This is a genomic window from Rhizobium sp. CG4 (genome assembly GCF_023701965.1).
Taxonomy (GTDB): Bacteria; Pseudomonadota; Alphaproteobacteria; order Rhizobiales; family Rhizobiaceae; genus Agrobacterium.
This window is the reverse complement of sequence record NZ_JABAEG010000001.1, coordinates 656,486-673,123: the sequence shown is the minus strand read 5'-3', so window position 1 is coordinate 673,123 and position 16,638 is coordinate 656,486. Positions and strand designations below refer to the sequence as shown.

Here is a 16,638-nt window from a genome sequence, read left to right as displayed (position 1 = left end):
ATCCCTATGCAGCAAGGCATTGGAACACTTTATCGTTTGCCGGACGTGGACCGTCGCAAGTCGTATTTGATTCGCCTTGTCCTTATTTTTAAGGCCGAAAAGTGTTTTCTTCTTGGTGTGTCAAGTTGTTTTTAGATTTTTGCTATGTTCTGTGTGTGTTCAGTTTTATACTTGGAAATACTAAAATTTTAGACATTGTATTAACTTCGAACAAACATCTGGGCCTTATCCGTTAGGAGGTTAAATGAGGTGCTTCGATGTTTGCTCGTCTGAAAAAACTCTTTTCAATCGATATTGATTCCGCCGAACTTGAGAATGCGAGAACTATTCCCGCATTCGCTGGTAAGACGGTTTTTCTTGCAATTATTCTTTCGATTTTCGTCAGTATTTCAGTCTTGCTGATGGCGAGTGTTTTCGATTTTTTGCCGGTGACATTCTCGCTGGCCATTGCCTATGGCATTGCCATGTCCTGGCTGGTTGGTGGTAGTGTTGCGCTGTTCATTTCCTTTTGTGCATGGCGCCTTATCCGCAAACTTTATCATTCTCGCGATGAATTCGAGCGGTTGAGCCGCACCGATGCACTTTCAGGCCTGTTGAACCGTCGGGCGTTCAACGAGGCCTTTGAGAGTGTGCAGGATAATGCCTCGCTTGCCATCTTCGATCTCGACCGCTTCAAGGCGATCAATGATTGTCACGGCCATTCCGCTGGCGACATCGTCATTCGTACCGTTGCAAACACGCTGGCTGATTCTTTCAGTTCCCTGCATCCGGTCGCACGGTTGGGCGGGGAGGAATTTTCCGTCATCATCAAGGGCGGCCAGCAGGGTGACAGGATGGCACTTGTGGAGTTGGCGCGTCGGAAAATTGAAGCGCTGACACTCAATTTTGAAACGGATGTGGTTAGCACCACGGTGTCGGTTGGCGTGGCGGAGATCGTGCCCGGTCGGCGAAAGGATGATATTTTCATTTCTGCGGACCGTGCGCTTTATCTTGCGAAGGCCAGTGGCCGCAATCGCGCCCTGCATGAGAATGAGATGCATGGTGTACAGCAGGAATATCGCAGCGGCATAACGCTGTTGAAGGGTTCTGCGGTTCGTGATGTCAAACAGGGGCAGGCAAGGGCAAGTTGAACCTTGCAATCAGGCGGGTGATCCGGCAGTTATTTCATTCGAGACTTTTTGATGGAACCGGAAAAGCCATGTTACGCGTCACTTCATACCTGCCAGTTGGCACGCCTGCCGATGAAACATCCGACTTTGTGGTGCTTGCCCATGACCAGCGCCATCTGCGCCGCAAGCTGCTTCATTTACAGAATGATGAGATGGTGATGCTGGACCTGAAGGAGCCGGTATTGTTTGCGCATGGCGATCTTCTGGTGGTGGAAAATGGCGACCTGATTGAAGTGCGTGCTGCCAATGAGAAACTGTTTGAAATCACCGGACGCGATACGCTTCATCTGATCGAACTGGCCTGGCATCTGGGCAACAGACATCTTTCGGCGCAGATCGAAGAGGGCCGCATTCTGATCCTGCGTGATCATGTCATTCGCTCGATGCTTGAAGGCCTTGGCGCAACGGTTCGCGACGTTGAAGAACCGTTCCAGCCAGCGCGGGGCGCCTATCATTCGCATGGCAGCCACTCACACGGCCACGATCACAAACATGATCACGGGCACGGTCATGACCATCATAATCACGACTGATCGATGAGCGCACAGAGCGATGTTGCCGGGCTGCTGCGGCTAATGGCGTGGATGTCTCCGGCATTTCCTGTCGGAGCATTTTCCTATTCGGCTGGCCTTGAAGGTGCGGTGCATGATGGTTTGCTCAGCAATCCGCACGAGCTTTCCGTTTGGGTGAAACTATCACTTGAACGTGGTGCGCTGTGGAACGATGCGGTGTTACTGGCGGCGGCCAGCCGTTGCCATGAAGACAGTCAGGCGCTGCATGAACTGTGTGAACTGGCCCGTGCCCTGGCCGGATCTGCGGAACGTTACCGCGAGACGGTTCAACTGGGCGACGCGTTTGTTGTCGCTGCCAAGGCCTGGCCGCAGCAGGTATTTGAGCGGCTACCAGCGCAAACCGCATATCCGGTTGCCGTTGGAGCTGTTGCGGCAGCCCATGGGGTTGAACCGGTTAGTGCAATTGCCGGCTATCTGCATGCCGGTGTCTCGCAAATGGTGTCGGCAGCGATACGCTTGGGGCTTGCGGGACAAACGGACGGTGTTGCTATTCTCGCAAGTACCGAGCCGTTTCTGACTGACGTCGTCGTCAAGGCTAAGAGCTCGACTCTGGATGATCTGGGAAGCTCGACCATTTTGGCGGATACCGCGTTCTTGCGGCATGAAATTCAGCATTCACGGCTGTTTCGGTCCTGATTATCGCGGCATTCGAACACTGACATTGGGTGCATGATCCACAGGCAAAAGTCGGGTCAATTTTTCTGACGGTGCAGCGCAGCATATTGAACCGGACGATCAAGCTCCATAAAGTGATGCGATCAGAACATATAAAGGAACAGCTGATGAAATCGGGAAATGGCCCTTTGCGGGTTGGCATTGGCGGGCCTGTGGGCTCGGGAAAAACCGCTCTGACGGAAAAGCTGTGCAAGGCGATGAGCGCGGATTACTCCGTTGCTGTTGTGACCAATGATATCTACACCAAGGAAGATGCCGAGGCGCTGGTGCGTATGCAGGCTTTGCCATCTGAGCGTATCGTCGGGGTCGAGACAGGTGGTTGCCCACATACCGCCATTCGTGAAGATGCCACCATCAATCTGCAGGCCATCGCCGGTCTCAATGAACGGTTCCCGGATCTCGATGTGGTGTTTATCGAATCGGGTGGCGACAATCTGGCTGCGACCTTTTCCCCGGATCTCGCTGACATCACCATCTATGTGATTTCTGTTTGCCAGGGTGAAGAAATCCCGCGTAAGGGCGGTCCGGGCATTACCCGCTCCGATTTGCTGGTGATCAACAAAAAAGACCTGGCGCCCTATGTCGGCGCTGATCTCGATGTGATGGACAAGGACGCAACGCGTATGCGCAAGCAGATGCCGTTCTTGTTCACCGATATGAAGCGTGGCGATGGCGTCGATGGTATCGTCAGTTTCCTGAAAATGCAGGGCGGTCTTTAAGGCTGTTGCCTTGTTTCCTGCTCCGTAACCCTTGGGTGCCATGAAACAGAAAAGACGGCACGCCCCACGAGGGCATCCCGTCTTTTCACTCCCCCGCTCCCCGCAGGAAAGGGGCAAAGCACGTTGCGGATAATGGTCATGCAACGGCTTTGGATTTGTCCTGTTGTCTTCTTTCCCAATGCCATCTCAGCGTTGGGAGATGCGGTTCTAAATCTGGCGCAGCGCGCCGATGTCATTTACCTGAACGACGCGACCACGAACCGTCACACCTGCGTCCCGCAGGGTGGAAAAAGCGCGGGACAGCGCTTCTGGCGCAAGGCCCAACTTGCCTGCCAGAAGGCTTTTCTGGAATGGCAGGCGCAGGGAATAGGATGTCGCGCCGTGCGGGCCGCTGGTAATCAGATAGTTCGCGACACGCTGTGGTGCTGTCTGCAAACGGTCATTGGCCACACAGTCCATGGCGTTAAGAAGGCTATTCGACAGGCACTGCATGACGGCCTTCGCGACACCGGGCTCTTGCTCGATCATGTTGCGGATACGCGGCAGCTCGAAACGCGCTAGCGTTGTGCTTTCGGCGGTCTGGGCGTTATAGCGGTAACGGTCGCTACCGAAAATCAGGCACTCGTTGAAAGTGTCACCCGGTCCGCAGACACGGATATCCGCTTCGCGGCCGTCCTTGTTCAGACGATAGATACGCACAAAGCCGTTCAGCACACAGTAAAGGTGCTCGGCCGGGTCATTTTCGCGAAAAAGGATGTGGCGTGGATCGAATGTTACGATGGCCGCCGCTTCCAGAAGTTTCAGCGCCGACGCATCATCCCCCGCTCCTATGAAGGGAGCGCGGACAAGGATGTTCCTGTCCTTATTGCTCAGTTTCACAGTTTTGTTCACGTTTGTCATGGCTCCCGATCAAACCCTGACCTGACAGACGATACCATGAACGCAGCAGTCCGGTTCACTGATTCCGGCCCTGCACACCATGCCACTGGTGTTCTCACTGTCTGCCAAGTCTTGCCAACATTAAACTTGCCAATTTCGGGAAGAATACCACGGCGGAAAATCCGCTATTTGATTTCGATCAACGAACTGTGAAGTTCCCTGTAAATGTTGCTTGGCATTTATGTACCCGCGCAAACAAAAACGCCGGATTATGCACCCGGCGTTTGTCGTGTCATTGAGCAAGACTTTATTCTGCTGCGAGGGGCGGTAATCTCAGAACATTGTCGTTTTTCGTATTGGCTCGCGTTGAAGCTGATCCGCTACGCTCCATGGCATCCATCCGTTTTTCAACCTCTGCCAAGGCGCGGGAGTTATCGAGCGCCATTTGCGACAGTTCTTCCTTGGAGAGAACGTCCGGGTCTTCTTCCTTCTTGCCGACAAAGCGACCGAAAATCCGTCCCAGAAGCGTGGAGAGGTCATCCATGATCAGGAAGAAGGCAGGAACAACCACCAGTGACAGGACTGTCGAGACGATGATGCCGCCGATCACCGCGATCGCCATTGGCGCGCGGAATGAACCGCCTTCACCAACGCCGAGCGCCGAAGGAAGCATGCCGGCTGACATGGCAATCGATGTCATGATGATTGGACGGGCACGTTTGCGACCAGCCTCCACCATGGCGTGAACACGCTCCATGCCGTGGCGTCGCATTTCAATGGCGAAATCAACCAGCAGGATGGCGTTTTTGGTGACGATGCCCATCAGCATCAGGATGCCGATCAGAACAGGCATGGACAGCGCATTCTGGGTGATGATCAGCGCCACCGCCACGCCACCGATTGCCAGCGGCAGAGAGAACAGGATGGTGAATGGCTGGATGACGTCCTTGAACAGCAGGATGAGGACCACCAGAACCAGCATCAGACCAAGCAACATGGCGTTGCCGAAGCTCTGCTGCATCTCGGCCTGGATTTTGGCGTCACCGCTTTCGGCCAGATGCACAGATGGTGGCAACTGGGTTTCAGAAACGATGCGCTTGAATTCAGCCGTCGACGTATCAAGTGCGGTGCCGAATGGAACGTCCGAACCAATAGCGACCACGCGGTTACGATTGTTGCGCTTGATGGAGCTTGGACCTTCCGAATAATCAATGTCGGCAACGCTGTAGAGCGGTACGGATGCACCGGCTGCCGTCTTGATCTTGATGGCACGGATTTGTGCGAGATCACGGCGAACATCGAGCGAGGCCTGAACCCGGATCGGGATCTGGCGATCATCCAACGAAATCTTGGTCAACAAGGCGTCGATATCACCGATAGTGGCAACGCGAACGGTTTGGGCGATCTGCTGGGGCGTTATGCCGAGGCGGGCAATCTCATCCTTGCGCGGACGAATTTGCAGTTCCGGACGGGGCAGGGCGCCTTCCGAGCTGACATTTGCCAGAATGGACGAGGCGCGCAGGCGAGATTCCAGGATGCCGGTTGCTTCGTTCAGATCGGCTTCATTTGACGACAGGAAGTTGAAGGTCAGTTCGCGTTCTGCGCGGTCATTCAGCTTGATGATGCGAACATCGGGAATGCTTTTTACGCGAGCGAAAATATCGCGTTCAACATCCCATTGCGGTCTGGTGCGCCCTGTCTCCTCCACCTTTGGCAAGTATTGTCCAATAAGCGGAATGGAGCCTAGACCTTTGTTGACCAGCATTTTGACAAGTGAGTGGTCGATGTTCTGCAAAATCACGCGCACGGTGGCACGGCGCAGTTCCAGATCACCCTTTGGCGAGGCACCACCGAGAACGAAAACGCTTTCCACCCCATTAATGTCGCGTAATGCGTCATAGATTTTCGTGGTGGTGGCGTCGGTTTCATCGAGAGTCGCATTTGGCGGCAGTTCGATGGACAGCACGACGCGTGAGGAATCTTCCGGAGGCATGAAGCTGCCCGGCACGCCGCTGAGAAGAAACAGCGAGCCAGCAAGAAACGCCACTGCACCGACCAGGGTCAGATAACGGGCCCACCATTTGCGTGTGGTGGCAGTGACGAGGCGGGTATATGCCTTCATCAGCTTGCCGTCATTATCGTGATGGTCATCCATGGCGTCTTCAGCACGCATCAGATAGGCGGCCATCAACGGTGTGATGAGACGCGCTACCATCAGCGAGAAGAACACCGAGAAGGCAACGGTCAAGCCGAACTGGATGAAGTACTGGCCGGGTACGCCCGGCATGAAGGACACCGGCACGAAGACCGCGATGATGGTGAAGCTGGTGGCAATCACCGCAAGACCGATTTCATCGGCAGCTTCCAGTGCTGCACGATACGGCGTTTTGCCCATCTTGATATGGCGGGCGATGTTTTCGATTTCCACGATCGCGTCATCCACCAGAATACCGGTGGCGAGCGTTAAGGCGAGGAAGCTGACGAGGTTCAGCGAAAAGCCCATGACATCCATGATCCAGAATGTCGGGATCGCAGAAAGCGGCAGCGCGACGGCGGCAATCAGTGTTGCACGCCAGTTGCGGAGGAACAGCAACACCACGATGATGGCAAGAACTGCACCTTCAATCAGCGTGTGAAGGGCAGACTCGTAGTTGCCATAAGTGAAGTAGACGGCATCATCGACCATTTCGATGGTAACGTCCTTATGTGCGGCACGCACTTCATCAAGGCTTTTAGCAACGGTTTCGGCAACGGAGACTTCACTGGCGCCTTTCGAACGGAAAACGGCAAAGGTTACAGCCGGTGTGCCATTGAACCGCGAGAAGGACTTTGGCTCCTCGTAGGTGTCGGTGATGGTGCCGAGTTCCGACAGCTTTACGAAACGGCCGCTTGGCAGGGAAATGGTGGTGTCGGCAAGCTGTGCGACATTGCGTGCATCACCCAGTGTACGAATGGTCTGCTCGTTGCCCGCGACCTGTCCACGACCGGAACCGAGGTCTATGTTGGTGCCACGAAGCTGGCTGTTTACCTCGGTTGCGGTAATACCATAGGCGTCCAGCTTGGCAGGATTGAGCGAAACACGGATTTCACGGTCTGCACCGCCATAACGGTCGATCTTGCCGATGCCGGGCTGGCCTTGCAGCGCGCGCTTGACGGTGTCATCCACAAACCATGACAGTTCTTCCAGCGTCATGTTTGGCGAAGAAACCGCAAAGGTCTGAATGGCCTGGCCTTCGACATCCACCTTCGTAACAATTGGTTCTTCAATGTCAGACGGAAGATCGCTACGGATCTTGTCGATGGCGTCCTTGGTGTCCTGAACGGCTTCTTCGGTCGGCTTTTCGATACGGAAGATAACCGTCGTCTGCGACTGGCCATCCGTTACCGTTGACTGGATTTCGTCGATACCGCTGATTGAGGCGACCGCATCTTCGATTTCCTTGGTGACCTGCATTTCCAGTTCAGATGGCGAGGAGCCACTCTGGTTGACCGTGATGGCCACCACTGGAACGTCAATGTTCGGGAAGCGGGTAATCGGCAACGTATAAAACGACTGTATGCCGACAACAAGCAGCAGCACAAAGCCGAGTATCGGAGCAATCGGATTCTTGATCGACCATGCTGAGAAGTTCATGGGATCGCTCCGTTAATTAGAGACGGCGGCAGAGGCCGCGACAGGGCTGATATGGTCACCATCACGCACAAATGCACCGGCCTTTTCGACAACCTTGTCGCCGGCGGAAAGGCCGCTCAACACTTCAACGAAACCGTTGTCCTGTATGCCGGTTTCGATCTTCACCTGCCGGACAATATTGTCCTCCACCTTGCGTGCGGTCGATCCGTCACGATTGGTGGTAACAGCGGAAAGCGGAAGCGCCAGAGCATTTTCCTGGGCAACAATGATCTCGGCGTTGGCGTACATGCCCGAGCGTGCCTGATCTGCCGGAATGGTAATATGGATAGAGCCAAGACGGGTCACCGGATCAACGGTTGGCGACACAAGCCGCACCTTGCCTTCGACACGTTTGCTGGCTCCGGCAATGGTCAAAAATGCGGACTGACCGATTTTGATTTTCTGAATGCTGGTTTCTGAGAGTTCGGCGACCAGTTCAATAGCGCCGTCCTTGATAACTGTAAAAAGCGGTGTTCCAGAACCACTGGCAATGGCACCAATCTTGGCGTTCTTTGCCGCGATGATACCGGCAACCGGAGATTTGACGCCGGTGCGGGCAAGTTTCAGATCAATGTCATCAATCTGGGTATCAACGACCTTTACATCGGCTTCGCCGACCGTGACGGCCTGTCTGGCGGCCTGCAGCCGTGCTAGCGCAACTTCGGCCTGTGCCTGGGTCTGTTCAACCTGAGAGACGGAACCTGAGCCGCTTTTGCCGAGCCTTGCGGCACGGTCGCTTTGACGGGAGGCATCGTCGGAATTGGCCTGCGCTTCGATAACCTGCGCCTTGAATTGTGCAAGGGCAGCTTCAGCCTTCGCCTTGTTGGCTTCAAGCTGGCTCTTTTGCAGGAGAAGCGCGTCGGTAGACAGCACAGCCAGAACTTCGTTGGCTTCCACTTTGTCACCGATATCGACATTCAGCTTGTCAATGGACAGACCGTCGACCAAAGGCTGCACGTAGATTTCATCAACCGGCTGAATGGTGCCCGTGGCGATAATCCGGTCCACCAAATCGCGTTTGACCGTTTCTGTCACGACGATTGAAGGCAGGTTTGCTTGTGCCTCAGCGGGAGACTGTTCCGCGGCCATTGCTGCAAAGGGCAGAAATACGCTGGAAAGAAGTGCCACAACAAATGGCTTGCCGATGGTTTTGCGCTGCATGTGTCATATCCGCGAAAGGTCGTTCACATGCTCTTATGCGTGCTCCACGTCAGAAGGCATTGACTACGACTTGTGAAACCAGAGACGAAAACTTTTGTCATTTGGCGCAGGCTATATTGTCCAGAGCATTAAGGCGAAACTGTATCCCCCGCACCAATGCCAGCCATCGAAACCGCAAACAGAAATTTTTTATCTGCAGCGCAATGTAATTAGTCAGCTGGTACAAATCAATATACGCAACAACTTTAGTTGCTATACATTTCTGAATATCTCCAGTGGTTGTAATGTTCATCGAAATCGCTGGTTTACATAAAATGAGGTGCGTAGCCAAAACCACGCACCTCATTTTCGTCAGTTAATGTGTCCCAGCACCAAAACACTTGAGAATGAGTGTTCAGGTTCTGTCGCCAGTCGAGCGGCCCGCAACTATTTCAGGGCAGCATCGGTGATTTCAGTGGTGTAGGCACCGCTTGGTTCCTTGGTAATGACCGGATCGGAGCCGCCACCAAGAAGAGTTTTGACGGTACGTTCGTAATCCGCTGCATCAAGTGCCCCGGTGGCGCCTGCCGTCAGCTTCGCCACTTCCGTCATCATGCCCTTCTGGTGTGCTTCGGTCTGTGCGCCGGAGGCGTCGTTTTCAAGAACGATATCAGCGGCTTCATCGGGATTTTCCTCGGCGTATTTCCAGCCCTTCAATGACGCACGGACGAACTTGACCATGTTGTCCTTAAACGTCGCATCCTTCAGCTTGTCTTCCAGAACGTAGAGACCGTCTTCCAGAGTTGCGACGCCTTCATCTTCATATTTGAAGGTCACGAGATCGTCGGCTTTCACGCCAGCTTCCAGAACCTGCAGATATTCATTGTAGGTCATGGTGGAAATGCAAGCGGCCTGCTTCTGCAACAGTGGATCGACGTTGAAGCCCTGCTTGAGAACCGTGACACCTTCTGCACCACCTTCGGTTGGGATCTTCAGGTGCGCCATCCAGGACAGGAACGGGTATTCGTTGCCAAAGAACCAGACGCCCAGGGTCTTGCCCTTGAAATCATCAGGTTTGGTGATGCCGGTTTCTTTCAGGCATGTCAGCATCATACCGGATTTTTTGAATGGCTGGGCAATATTGACCAGCGGCACGCCTTTTTCGCGTGTTGCGAGCGCTGACGGCATCCAGTCCACGATGACATCCGCACCGCCGCCGGCCAGAACCTGTGCGGGCGCGATGTCAGGGCCGCCCGGCTTGATGTCGACATCAAGCCCTTCAGCCTCGTAAAAACCCTTGTCCTTGGCAACGTAATATCCGGCAAACTGTGCCTGTGTGACCCATTTGAGTTGCAGTGTCACCTTTTCGGCAGCTTGAGCGCTGAACGCAGTCATCAGCGACGCGCCCGCCAGAAGAATGGATGCAAGTTTCATTTTCATTGCTGTTCCCTTTTTCTTATTTACGTTCGCCCACCACGGACGGACGGATGCCAGAAGGTGACGGCCCGCTCTACGAGCGCCACCAATCCGTAAAAGCCTGAACCCGCCAGCGCCGCGACGGCGATTTCGGCCCAGACCATATCGACATTGCTTCGCCCCATTTCGGCAGAGATGCGGAAACCCATGCCCACGATAGGTGTGCCGAAGAACTCCGCGACGATGGCGCCGATCAGTGCCAGCGTGGAGTTGATTTTCAGGGCGTTGAAGATGAACGGCCAGGCAGCAGGCAGGCGCAGCTTCAGCAGCGTCTTCCACCAGCTTGCCGCATAGGTGTGCATCAGGTCCCGCTCCATGTGGCTCGATGCTTCGAGCCCCTGCACGGTATTCACCAGCATCGGGAAGAAGGTCATGATGATCACCACCGCGACCTTGGACGGCCAATCGAAACCGAACCACATGACCATGATCGGCGCTACGCCGATGACGGGCAGGGCGGAAATGAAATTGCCGATTGGCAGCAGGCCCTTTTGCAAGAAAGGAGAGCGGTCGATCAGAATGGCGACGATGAAACCAAGACCGCAGCCTGCGATGTACCCGGTGAGAACCGATTTCAGGAATGTCTGGCGGAAGTCCGCCCAGAGAATGGGAAGTGAGCTAAAGAGCCGCGCACCAATGGCACTCGGTGCAGGCAGCAGGATCGATGGCACGGCAAAACCGCGCACCAGCCCTTCCCACAGAACCAACAAGGTGACACCGAACAGGATAGGCACGGCAAGACGGGCTGTCCGGTTCAACGCGTCAGATTGGAATTTCTGGCGGACAAGCCATTCATTCAGAGACCAAGCGGCGATCCAGAATGCGACTGCGCTGATAATCCATAAGGGTTGGGTCATGGTCTTGCTCCCATGCGTTTCAGCACACGTCGATGGGCAATACCAACAAGCGATACGAGGATGGCAGCCACGGCAGCTGCCATGAACAGGGCCGCCCAGATCTGCACGGTCTGCCCGTAGTAGGAGCCAGAAAGAAGCCGTGCACCGAGACCGGCCACAGCACCGGTTGGCAGCTCACCGACGATGGCGCCGACCAGAGAAATGGCGACCGCAATTTTCAATGAGGTGAACAGGTAGGGGATGGCTGATGGCCAGCGCAACTTCCAGAAGGTTTGCTGCGGTGTGGCGTTGTAGGTGCGCATCAGGTCAAGCTGAATGGCTTCGGGACTGCGCAGTCCCTTCACCATGCCAACAACAATCGGGAAAAAGCTGAGATAGGTGGAGATCAGTGCCTTGGGCAACAGGCCTGAGATGTTGATGGAGTTGAGCACCACGATGATCATCGGGGCGATTGCGAGGATCGGAATGGTCTGGCTTGCAATGACCCACGGCATTAGTGAGCGGTCCAGCGCGCGGTTATGCACGATGGCAATGGCCAGCACAACACCAAGCACGGTGCCGATACCAAAGCCGAGCAGCGTGGCCGACAGTGTAATGCCGGCGTGATAGACGAGGCTGCGTTTTGAGGTGATCGCCTTGTTGACGGTGGTGTCCCAAAGTTCGGCAATGATCTGATGCGGGGCGGGCAGTACCGGCCGCTCCTGCGCAAAGGTTTGCGGCAGCACGTGCCAGAAGCCGATTTCCTGACCGGCGCGTGCCGCCTGATCACGCACGAATGGCGCGTTCAGATAGACGACAAACAGGTGCCAGATGACAAGAATGGCGAGAACAACGGTAAGGACGGGCAGGATGCGATCACGGAAGAGGGTCATGACCGGCCCCCTGTTTGTGGCATCATCCCTGTCTTGATCTCTACTTCTGCCTCAGCCCTCGACGTGTTGCGAGGTGAGGATAAATGTGGGGAAGAGGGGTGTGATGAGAATTCCTTGGAGGCGGGAGGGCTGGCGAGAAACAAGGCGGAAAATAGACTACTCCTCATAGCTGTGCCCCGCTTTCAGACCTTCGCGGACCCGGTGGGCGATTTCCAGGAATTCCGGGCTCTCGCGAATATCGAGTGGCCGTTCGCGTGGAAGGGTTGATTCAATGACGTCGGTTACGCGGCCGGGGCGCGGTGACATGACAACGATCTTGGTGGAGAGGTAGACCGCTTCCGGAATGGAGTGGGTGACGAAGCAGATGGTTTTGCCTGTGCTGTCCCAAAGCTTCAAAAGCTGTTCGTTGAGGTGGTCGCGTACGATTTCATCCAACGCGCCAAATGGTTCGTCCATCAGCAGAAGGTCTGCGTCGAAGGCCAATGCGCGGGCGATCGATGCGCGTTGCTGCATGCCGCCGGAAAGCTGCCATGGATATTTTTTGCCAAAGCCATTGAGGTTGACGAGGTTCAGCGTGCGCTCAATGCGGCTCTGCTGCTCGGCCTTGGTGTAGCCCATGATTTCCAGCGGCAAGGCAATGTTTTTTTCGATGCTGCGCCAGGGGTAAAGGGCGGCGGCCTGAAATACATAGCCGTAGGAGCGATCCTTGCGGGCATTTTCCGGTGTCGTGCCATTGACGGCGATATCGCCAGAGGTGTGTTTTTCCAGATCGGCGATCACTCGCAAAAATGTCGTCTTGCCACAACCGGATGGGCCAATGAAGGAGACAAAATCTCCTTTCTTGACCTCCAGATTGACGTTGGAGAGAGCGTGCACCGGACCATCACCCGTTTCAAAGGTGAGGCCGAGGTTTTGGGCGGAAACAACGGAGTATGAAGAAGGTACTGTCATCGGCATTTCGGAAGCGGTCCCCAGCTTGTGCCATCCTTAAAACGGATCGTGTAACCCTTGGTGCTTTTGGTCAGATCGACCATTTCCTTGTCGCCCTGTTCACCCTCGCTTTCGCATTGGGTTTCAATGCGGAAACCGGACGAGGTCTTCTCGGCTGTGCCTGAAAACGCGCAATAGGCGGTCGAGGTGGTGATGCCGTCGTCATTCAGCAGGAAGAAGATATCGGCTCCGCTGGATTCCCCGGTTTTGGAATAGCGGCAGCCTTCCTTTTCGCCATAAGCGCCATCCAGGAAGGTGGCGCTCGTGGCTGTGGTGGCAGACAATAAAGACAATGCAATCAACATCAGAATTCTGGCCATGACTGATCCAACCTGTTGTGAAATTTGCGTTTTGACGTGTTTGCGGACTGTCCTGCTTATTACGGTGTGTTGCTGCCAAGCGCCTTTCTGGCGAGCGGCAACATGTGGAACTCTGTCAGTTTCGCTAGAGGCAGCGGGCTTTGCCCGTGAATGGGAAGCCAGCGGACATCTTCGATTTCTGCCTGCGGGGTGACGTCTTGGTTGAGCATGGCGACAAAGGCATGGGCAACAACGGTGGCGCCCGGTTCGTTGGCTGCCATTTCCCGGTAGACGCCCTGATAGGAGAAGGCGCTTTCGTCGAGATCGAGAGAAATCTCCTCTGACAGTTCGCGGCACAGCGCCTGACCGGGCGTTTCGCCGGCGTCGATCTTGCCGCCGGGCTGCATGAACTGGCCGGTGCCGCGTTTGCGCACCACGAGCATTTCCTGCTTTTCGTTGAGAAGAATTGCAGCGGAGATAATGATTTCGCGTGTTGTATCGTCGCTCATGTTACACTCCACTTGCCGGAATGCCTGATCGTTCCACCTTGCGTGGTGCGGTCAGTTCTTTCCATGTCGAGAGCGCCTTGCCCGTTGCTGTGAACGGATCGCGGGCGATAAATTTGCCATGTCCCTCACGGTTCTTGATGGTGTTTTCTTCAATAGAAACAACACCTCTTGTCAGGGTGAAGCGGGGCAGGCCTTTGACCTTCCGGCCCTCGAACACATTGTAGTCGATGGCGGATTGTTGTTGAGCAGCCGAGATGGTCTTTTCCCGTTTGGGGTCCCAGACAACGATATCGGCATCGGCGCCAACCAGAATAGCGCCCTTGCGCGGGTAGATGTTGAGGATCTTGGCGATATTGGTGGAGGTCACTGCCACAAATTCATTCATGGTCAGGCGTCCAGTCGTTACGCCGTGGGTCCATAAAAGTGGCATGCGGTCTTCAAGGCCGCCGGTGCCGTTTGGTATCTTGCGAAAATCACCTATGCCATTGCGTTTCTGCTCTGTCGTGAAGGCGCAGTGGTCGGTCGCAACACACGACAGTGAGCCGCTGGACAGGCCAGCCCACAGGCTATCCTGATGTTGTTTGTTTCGGAATGGTGGTGACATGACGCGACGGGCGGCATGATCCCAGTCCTTGTCGAAATATTCGCTTTCATCCAGAACCAAGTGCTGGATCAGCGGTTCACCGTAGGCACGCATCCCCTTCTGGCGCGCGCGCCGGATCGCTTCATGGCTTTGTTCACAGGAGGTGTGCACGATATAGACAGGCGAACCTGCCATGTCCGCGATGACGATGGCGCGGTTGGTGGCCTCACCTTCAACCTCGGGCGGTCGGGAATAGGCATGGGCTTCCGGTCCGGAATTGCCTTCGGCAATCAATTTTTCCTGCATCTGGGCAACGATGTCGCCGTTTTCAGCATGGACGAAGGGCAGGGCGCCCAGTTCAGCGCATCGCTGGAAGGAGGCAAACATCTCGTCATCATTGACCATCAATGCGCCTTTGTAGGCCATGAAGTGTTTGAAGCTGTTGATGCCCTTGTCCTGAACGATGGTCTTCATTTCGTTGAAGACCTGTTCGCCCCACCAGGTAATCGCCATGTGGAAGGAATAATCGCAATTGGCGCGGGTCGTCTTGTTGTCCCAGCGCTGCAAAGCATCCAACAGTGACTGGCCGGGTTCAGGCAGGCAAAAATCGACCACCATGGTGGTGCCGCCTGCCAGAGCCGCTCTTGTGCCGCTTTCAAAATCATCCGCCGAATAGGTGCCCATGAAGGGCATTTCGAGATGGACATGCGGGTCGATACCGCCCGGCATCACGTAGCAATCGGAGGCGTCCAGCACCACGTCGCCGGAGAGGTCGGTGCCGATTTCAATAATCTTGCCGTCGTCGATCTTCACATCGGACCGGTAGCTGAGATCGGCTGTGACGATGGTGCCACCCTTGATGACTGTGGTCATTCTGCAATCTCCGCTGTTTCTAACACTGCATGCAGCAGGACATCCGCACCGGCCGCAGCCCATTCTTTCGAGATGGCTTCGGCTTCATTGTGGGACAGCCCATCAACGCAGGGGCACATGATCATGGTGGTTGGCGCGACTTTGGCGGTCCAGCAGGCGTCGTGACCGGCGCCGGAAATGATATCCATGTGGCTGTAGCCGAGGTGTTCCGCCGCATTACGCACGCAGTTCACCAGAGTTGGGTCAAAGGTTACAGGGTCGAAGTGGCCAATGGCCTCGATAGAGCAACCAACGCCAAGATCGGCGGCGATTTTTGGTGCTGCGGCTTCGATATGCGCGCGCATGCTGTCAAGTTTTGCCTGATCCGGTGTGCGGATGTCGATGGTAAATACGACTTTGCCTGGCAGGACGTTACGGGAGTTCGGGGAGAAAAAGACCTGGCCAACCCCGCCGACTGCACCGGGTTGATGGTCCATTGCAACGCCCTGAACCATTTCCAGAATGCGTCCCATTGCCAGCCCGGCATTAACGCGCATATCCATCGGCGTCGAGCCGGTGTGGGCTTCTTTGCCTGTCAACGTCACTTCCAGCCACCACAGGCCCTGGCCATGGGTGACCACGCCAATCTGCCGGTTTTCGGCCTCCAGAATGGGTCCCTGTTCAATGTGGTATTCGAAATAGGCGTGCATCTTGCGTGCACCGACCTCTTCCTCGCCAAGCCAGCCGATACGTTTCAGCTCATCGCCGTAGGTTTTACCGTCCGGGTCCTTTCGACCATAGGCGTAGTCAAGCGAATGCACGCCAGCAAATACGCCTGACGCCAGCATGGCTGGGGCGAAGCGCGCGCCTTCCTCATTGGCCCAGTTGGTAACAACAACCGGATGTTTGGTTCTGATGTTCAGATCATTGAGGCTGCGCACAACCTCAAGCCCCGCCAATACGCCGAGAACACCGTCATATTTGCCACCTGTCGGCTGGGTGTCGAGGTGACTGCCGATATAGACCGGCAGGGCATCCGGATCGGAGCCGGGGCGGGTGGCAAACATGCTGCCCATCTGGTCGACGCCAACCGTCATGCCGGCAGCTTCGCACCATGATTTAAACAGGTGGCGACCTTCGCCATCTTCATCCGTCAATGTCTGGCGATTGTTGCCGCCAGCAATGCCAGGGCCGATCTTCGCCATGTCTTCCAATGCATCCCAAAGCCTGTCGGCATTGATCCGCATATTTTGTCCCGGTGCTGCCACCATTCTTATCTTTTCCTCACCTGTTTGATATTACTGACGCAAGGGGCATGCCATTCCTGATTTTTCACAATTCTTTTTCGCGGATTGCCCGTTGCCAGCGATGTT

At 55.3% G+C, this 16,638-nt stretch carries 15 protein-coding genes; 4 read left to right on the top strand and 11 right to left on the bottom strand.

Annotated elements, in window-relative coordinates:
- Window positions 1-257 precede the first annotated feature (257 nt).
- The 4 genes from HGO37_RS03190 (at window position 258) to ureG (ending at window position 3,135) form a co-directional block, all read left to right on the top strand.
- Window positions 258-1,130 (top strand): GGDEF domain-containing protein, encoded by an 873-nt coding sequence (locus HGO37_RS03190; RefSeq protein ID WP_250982096.1) that lies wholly within the window; start codon window positions 258-260, stop codon window positions 1,128-1,130.
- A 68-nt stretch (window positions 1,131-1,198) separates the two neighbouring features.
- Window positions 1,199-1,702 (top strand): urease accessory protein UreE, encoded by a 504-nt coding sequence (gene ureE / locus HGO37_RS03185; RefSeq protein WP_250982095.1) that lies wholly within the window; start codon window positions 1,199-1,201, stop codon window positions 1,700-1,702.
- Between the two features lie 3 nt (window positions 1,703-1,705).
- A complete protein-coding gene (locus HGO37_RS03180) occupies window positions 1,706-2,377 on the top strand; it encodes an urease accessory protein UreF (protein ID WP_250982094.1) in 672 nt (223 codons plus the stop codon).
- Window positions 2,378-2,523: 146 nt separating this feature from the next.
- Window positions 2,524-3,135, top strand: coding sequence for an urease accessory protein UreG (gene ureG / locus HGO37_RS03175; protein WP_250982093.1), 612 nt, complete (start codon window positions 2,524-2,526; stop codon window positions 3,133-3,135).
- A 207-nt stretch (window positions 3,136-3,342) separates the two neighbouring features.
- Here ureG and HGO37_RS03170 read toward each other — a convergent pair whose 3' ends face one another.
- The 11 genes from HGO37_RS03170 to HGO37_RS03120 form a co-directional block, all read right to left on the bottom strand.
- Window positions 3,343-4,035, bottom strand: coding sequence for a Crp/Fnr family transcriptional regulator (locus tag HGO37_RS03170; RefSeq protein ID WP_250982092.1), 693 nt, complete (start codon window positions 4,033-4,035; stop codon window positions 3,343-3,345).
- A gap of 286 nt (window positions 4,036-4,321) precedes the next feature.
- Complete coding sequence (locus HGO37_RS03165) at window positions 4,322-7,648, bottom strand: efflux RND transporter permease subunit (RefSeq protein WP_250982091.1); 3,327 nt, start codon at window positions 7,646-7,648, stop codon at window positions 4,322-4,324.
- A gap of 12 nt (window positions 7,649-7,660) precedes the next feature.
- Complete coding sequence (locus tag HGO37_RS03160) at window positions 7,661-8,848, bottom strand: efflux RND transporter periplasmic adaptor subunit (protein WP_250982090.1); 1,188 nt, start codon at window positions 8,846-8,848, stop codon at window positions 7,661-7,663.
- A 426-nt stretch (window positions 8,849-9,274) separates the two neighbouring features.
- Window positions 9,275-10,267: an ABC transporter substrate-binding protein gene (locus HGO37_RS03155; RefSeq protein ID WP_192488256.1), complete on the bottom strand. Its 993-nt coding sequence runs from the start codon at window positions 10,265-10,267 to the stop codon at window positions 9,275-9,277.
- Between the two features lie 20 nt (window positions 10,268-10,287).
- Window positions 10,288-11,160, bottom strand: a complete 873-nt coding sequence (locus HGO37_RS03150) for an ABC transporter permease (RefSeq protein ID WP_250982089.1) — start codon at window positions 11,158-11,160, stop codon at window positions 10,288-10,290.
- The gene (locus tag HGO37_RS03145) at window positions 11,157-12,032 is read right to left on the bottom strand and encodes an ABC transporter permease (RefSeq protein WP_250982088.1); all 876 of its coding nucleotides are present in this window, start codon (window positions 12,030-12,032) and stop codon (window positions 11,157-11,159) included. The genes HGO37_RS03150 and HGO37_RS03145 overlap by 4 nt, the downstream gene beginning before the upstream one ends.
- Window positions 12,033-12,188: 156 nt before the next feature.
- The gene (locus HGO37_RS03140; RefSeq protein ID WP_250982087.1) at window positions 12,189-12,983 is read right to left on the bottom strand and encodes an ABC transporter ATP-binding protein; all 795 of its coding nucleotides are present in this window, start codon (window positions 12,981-12,983) and stop codon (window positions 12,189-12,191) included.
- Complete coding sequence (locus HGO37_RS03135; RefSeq protein ID WP_250982086.1) at window positions 12,980-13,342, bottom strand: hypothetical protein; 363 nt, start codon at window positions 13,340-13,342, stop codon at window positions 12,980-12,982. The genes HGO37_RS03140 and HGO37_RS03135 overlap by 4 nt, the downstream gene beginning before the upstream one ends.
- A 59-nt stretch (window positions 13,343-13,401) precedes the next feature.
- Window positions 13,402-13,830 (bottom strand): NUDIX hydrolase, encoded by a 429-nt coding sequence (locus HGO37_RS03130; protein WP_250982085.1) that lies wholly within the window; start codon window positions 13,828-13,830, stop codon window positions 13,402-13,404.
- 1 nt (window position 13,831) lies between these two features.
- Window positions 13,832-15,286 (bottom strand): dihydropyrimidinase, encoded by a 1,455-nt coding sequence (gene hydA / locus HGO37_RS03125; protein ID WP_250982084.1) that lies wholly within the window; start codon window positions 15,284-15,286, stop codon window positions 13,832-13,834.
- Window positions 15,283-16,536 (bottom strand): Zn-dependent hydrolase, encoded by a 1,254-nt coding sequence (locus tag HGO37_RS03120; RefSeq protein WP_250982083.1) that lies wholly within the window; start codon window positions 16,534-16,536, stop codon window positions 15,283-15,285. The genes hydA and HGO37_RS03120 overlap by 4 nt, the downstream gene beginning before the upstream one ends.
- Between the last annotated feature and the right edge of the window lie 102 nt (window positions 16,537-16,638).

Coding starts and splice junctions, on each gene's coding strand:
- HGO37_RS03190 (WP_250982096.1), top strand. CDS start 258: ATGTTTGCTCGTCTGAAAAAACTCTTTTCAATCGATATTGATTCCGCC.
- ureE (WP_250982095.1), top strand. CDS start 1,199: ATGTTACGCGTCACTTCATACCTGCCAGTTGGCACGCCTGCCGATGAA.
- HGO37_RS03180 (WP_250982094.1), top strand. CDS start 1,706: ATGAGCGCACAGAGCGATGTTGCCGGGCTGCTGCGGCTAATGGCGTGG.
- ureG (WP_250982093.1), top strand. CDS start 2,524: ATGAAATCGGGAAATGGCCCTTTGCGGGTTGGCATTGGCGGGCCTGTG.
- HGO37_RS03170 (WP_250982092.1), bottom strand. CDS start 4,035: ATGACAAACGTGAACAAAACTGTGAAACTGAGCAATAAGGACAGGAAC.
- HGO37_RS03165 (WP_250982091.1), bottom strand. CDS start 7,648: ATGAACTTCTCAGCATGGTCGATCAAGAATCCGATTGCTCCGATACTC.
- HGO37_RS03160 (WP_250982090.1), bottom strand. CDS start 8,848: ATGCAGCGCAAAACCATCGGCAAGCCATTTGTTGTGGCACTTCTTTCC.
- HGO37_RS03155 (WP_192488256.1), bottom strand. CDS start 10,267: ATGAAAATGAAACTTGCATCCATTCTTCTGGCGGGCGCGTCGCTGATG.
- HGO37_RS03150 (WP_250982089.1), bottom strand. CDS start 11,160: ATGACCCAACCCTTATGGATTATCAGCGCAGTCGCATTCTGGATCGCC.
- HGO37_RS03145 (WP_250982088.1), bottom strand. CDS start 12,032: ATGACCCTCTTCCGTGATCGCATCCTGCCCGTCCTTACCGTTGTTCTC.
- HGO37_RS03140 (WP_250982087.1), bottom strand. CDS start 12,983: ATGACAGTACCTTCTTCATACTCCGTTGTTTCCGCCCAAAACCTCGGC.
- HGO37_RS03135 (WP_250982086.1), bottom strand. CDS start 13,342: ATGGCCAGAATTCTGATGTTGATTGCATTGTCTTTATTGTCTGCCACC.
- HGO37_RS03130 (WP_250982085.1), bottom strand. CDS start 13,830: ATGAGCGACGATACAACACGCGAAATCATTATCTCCGCTGCAATTCTT.
- hydA (WP_250982084.1), bottom strand. CDS start 15,286: ATGACCACAGTCATCAAGGGTGGCACCATCGTCACAGCCGATCTCAGC.
- HGO37_RS03120 (WP_250982083.1), bottom strand. CDS start 16,536: ATGGTGGCAGCACCGGGACAAAATATGCGGATCAATGCCGACAGGCTT.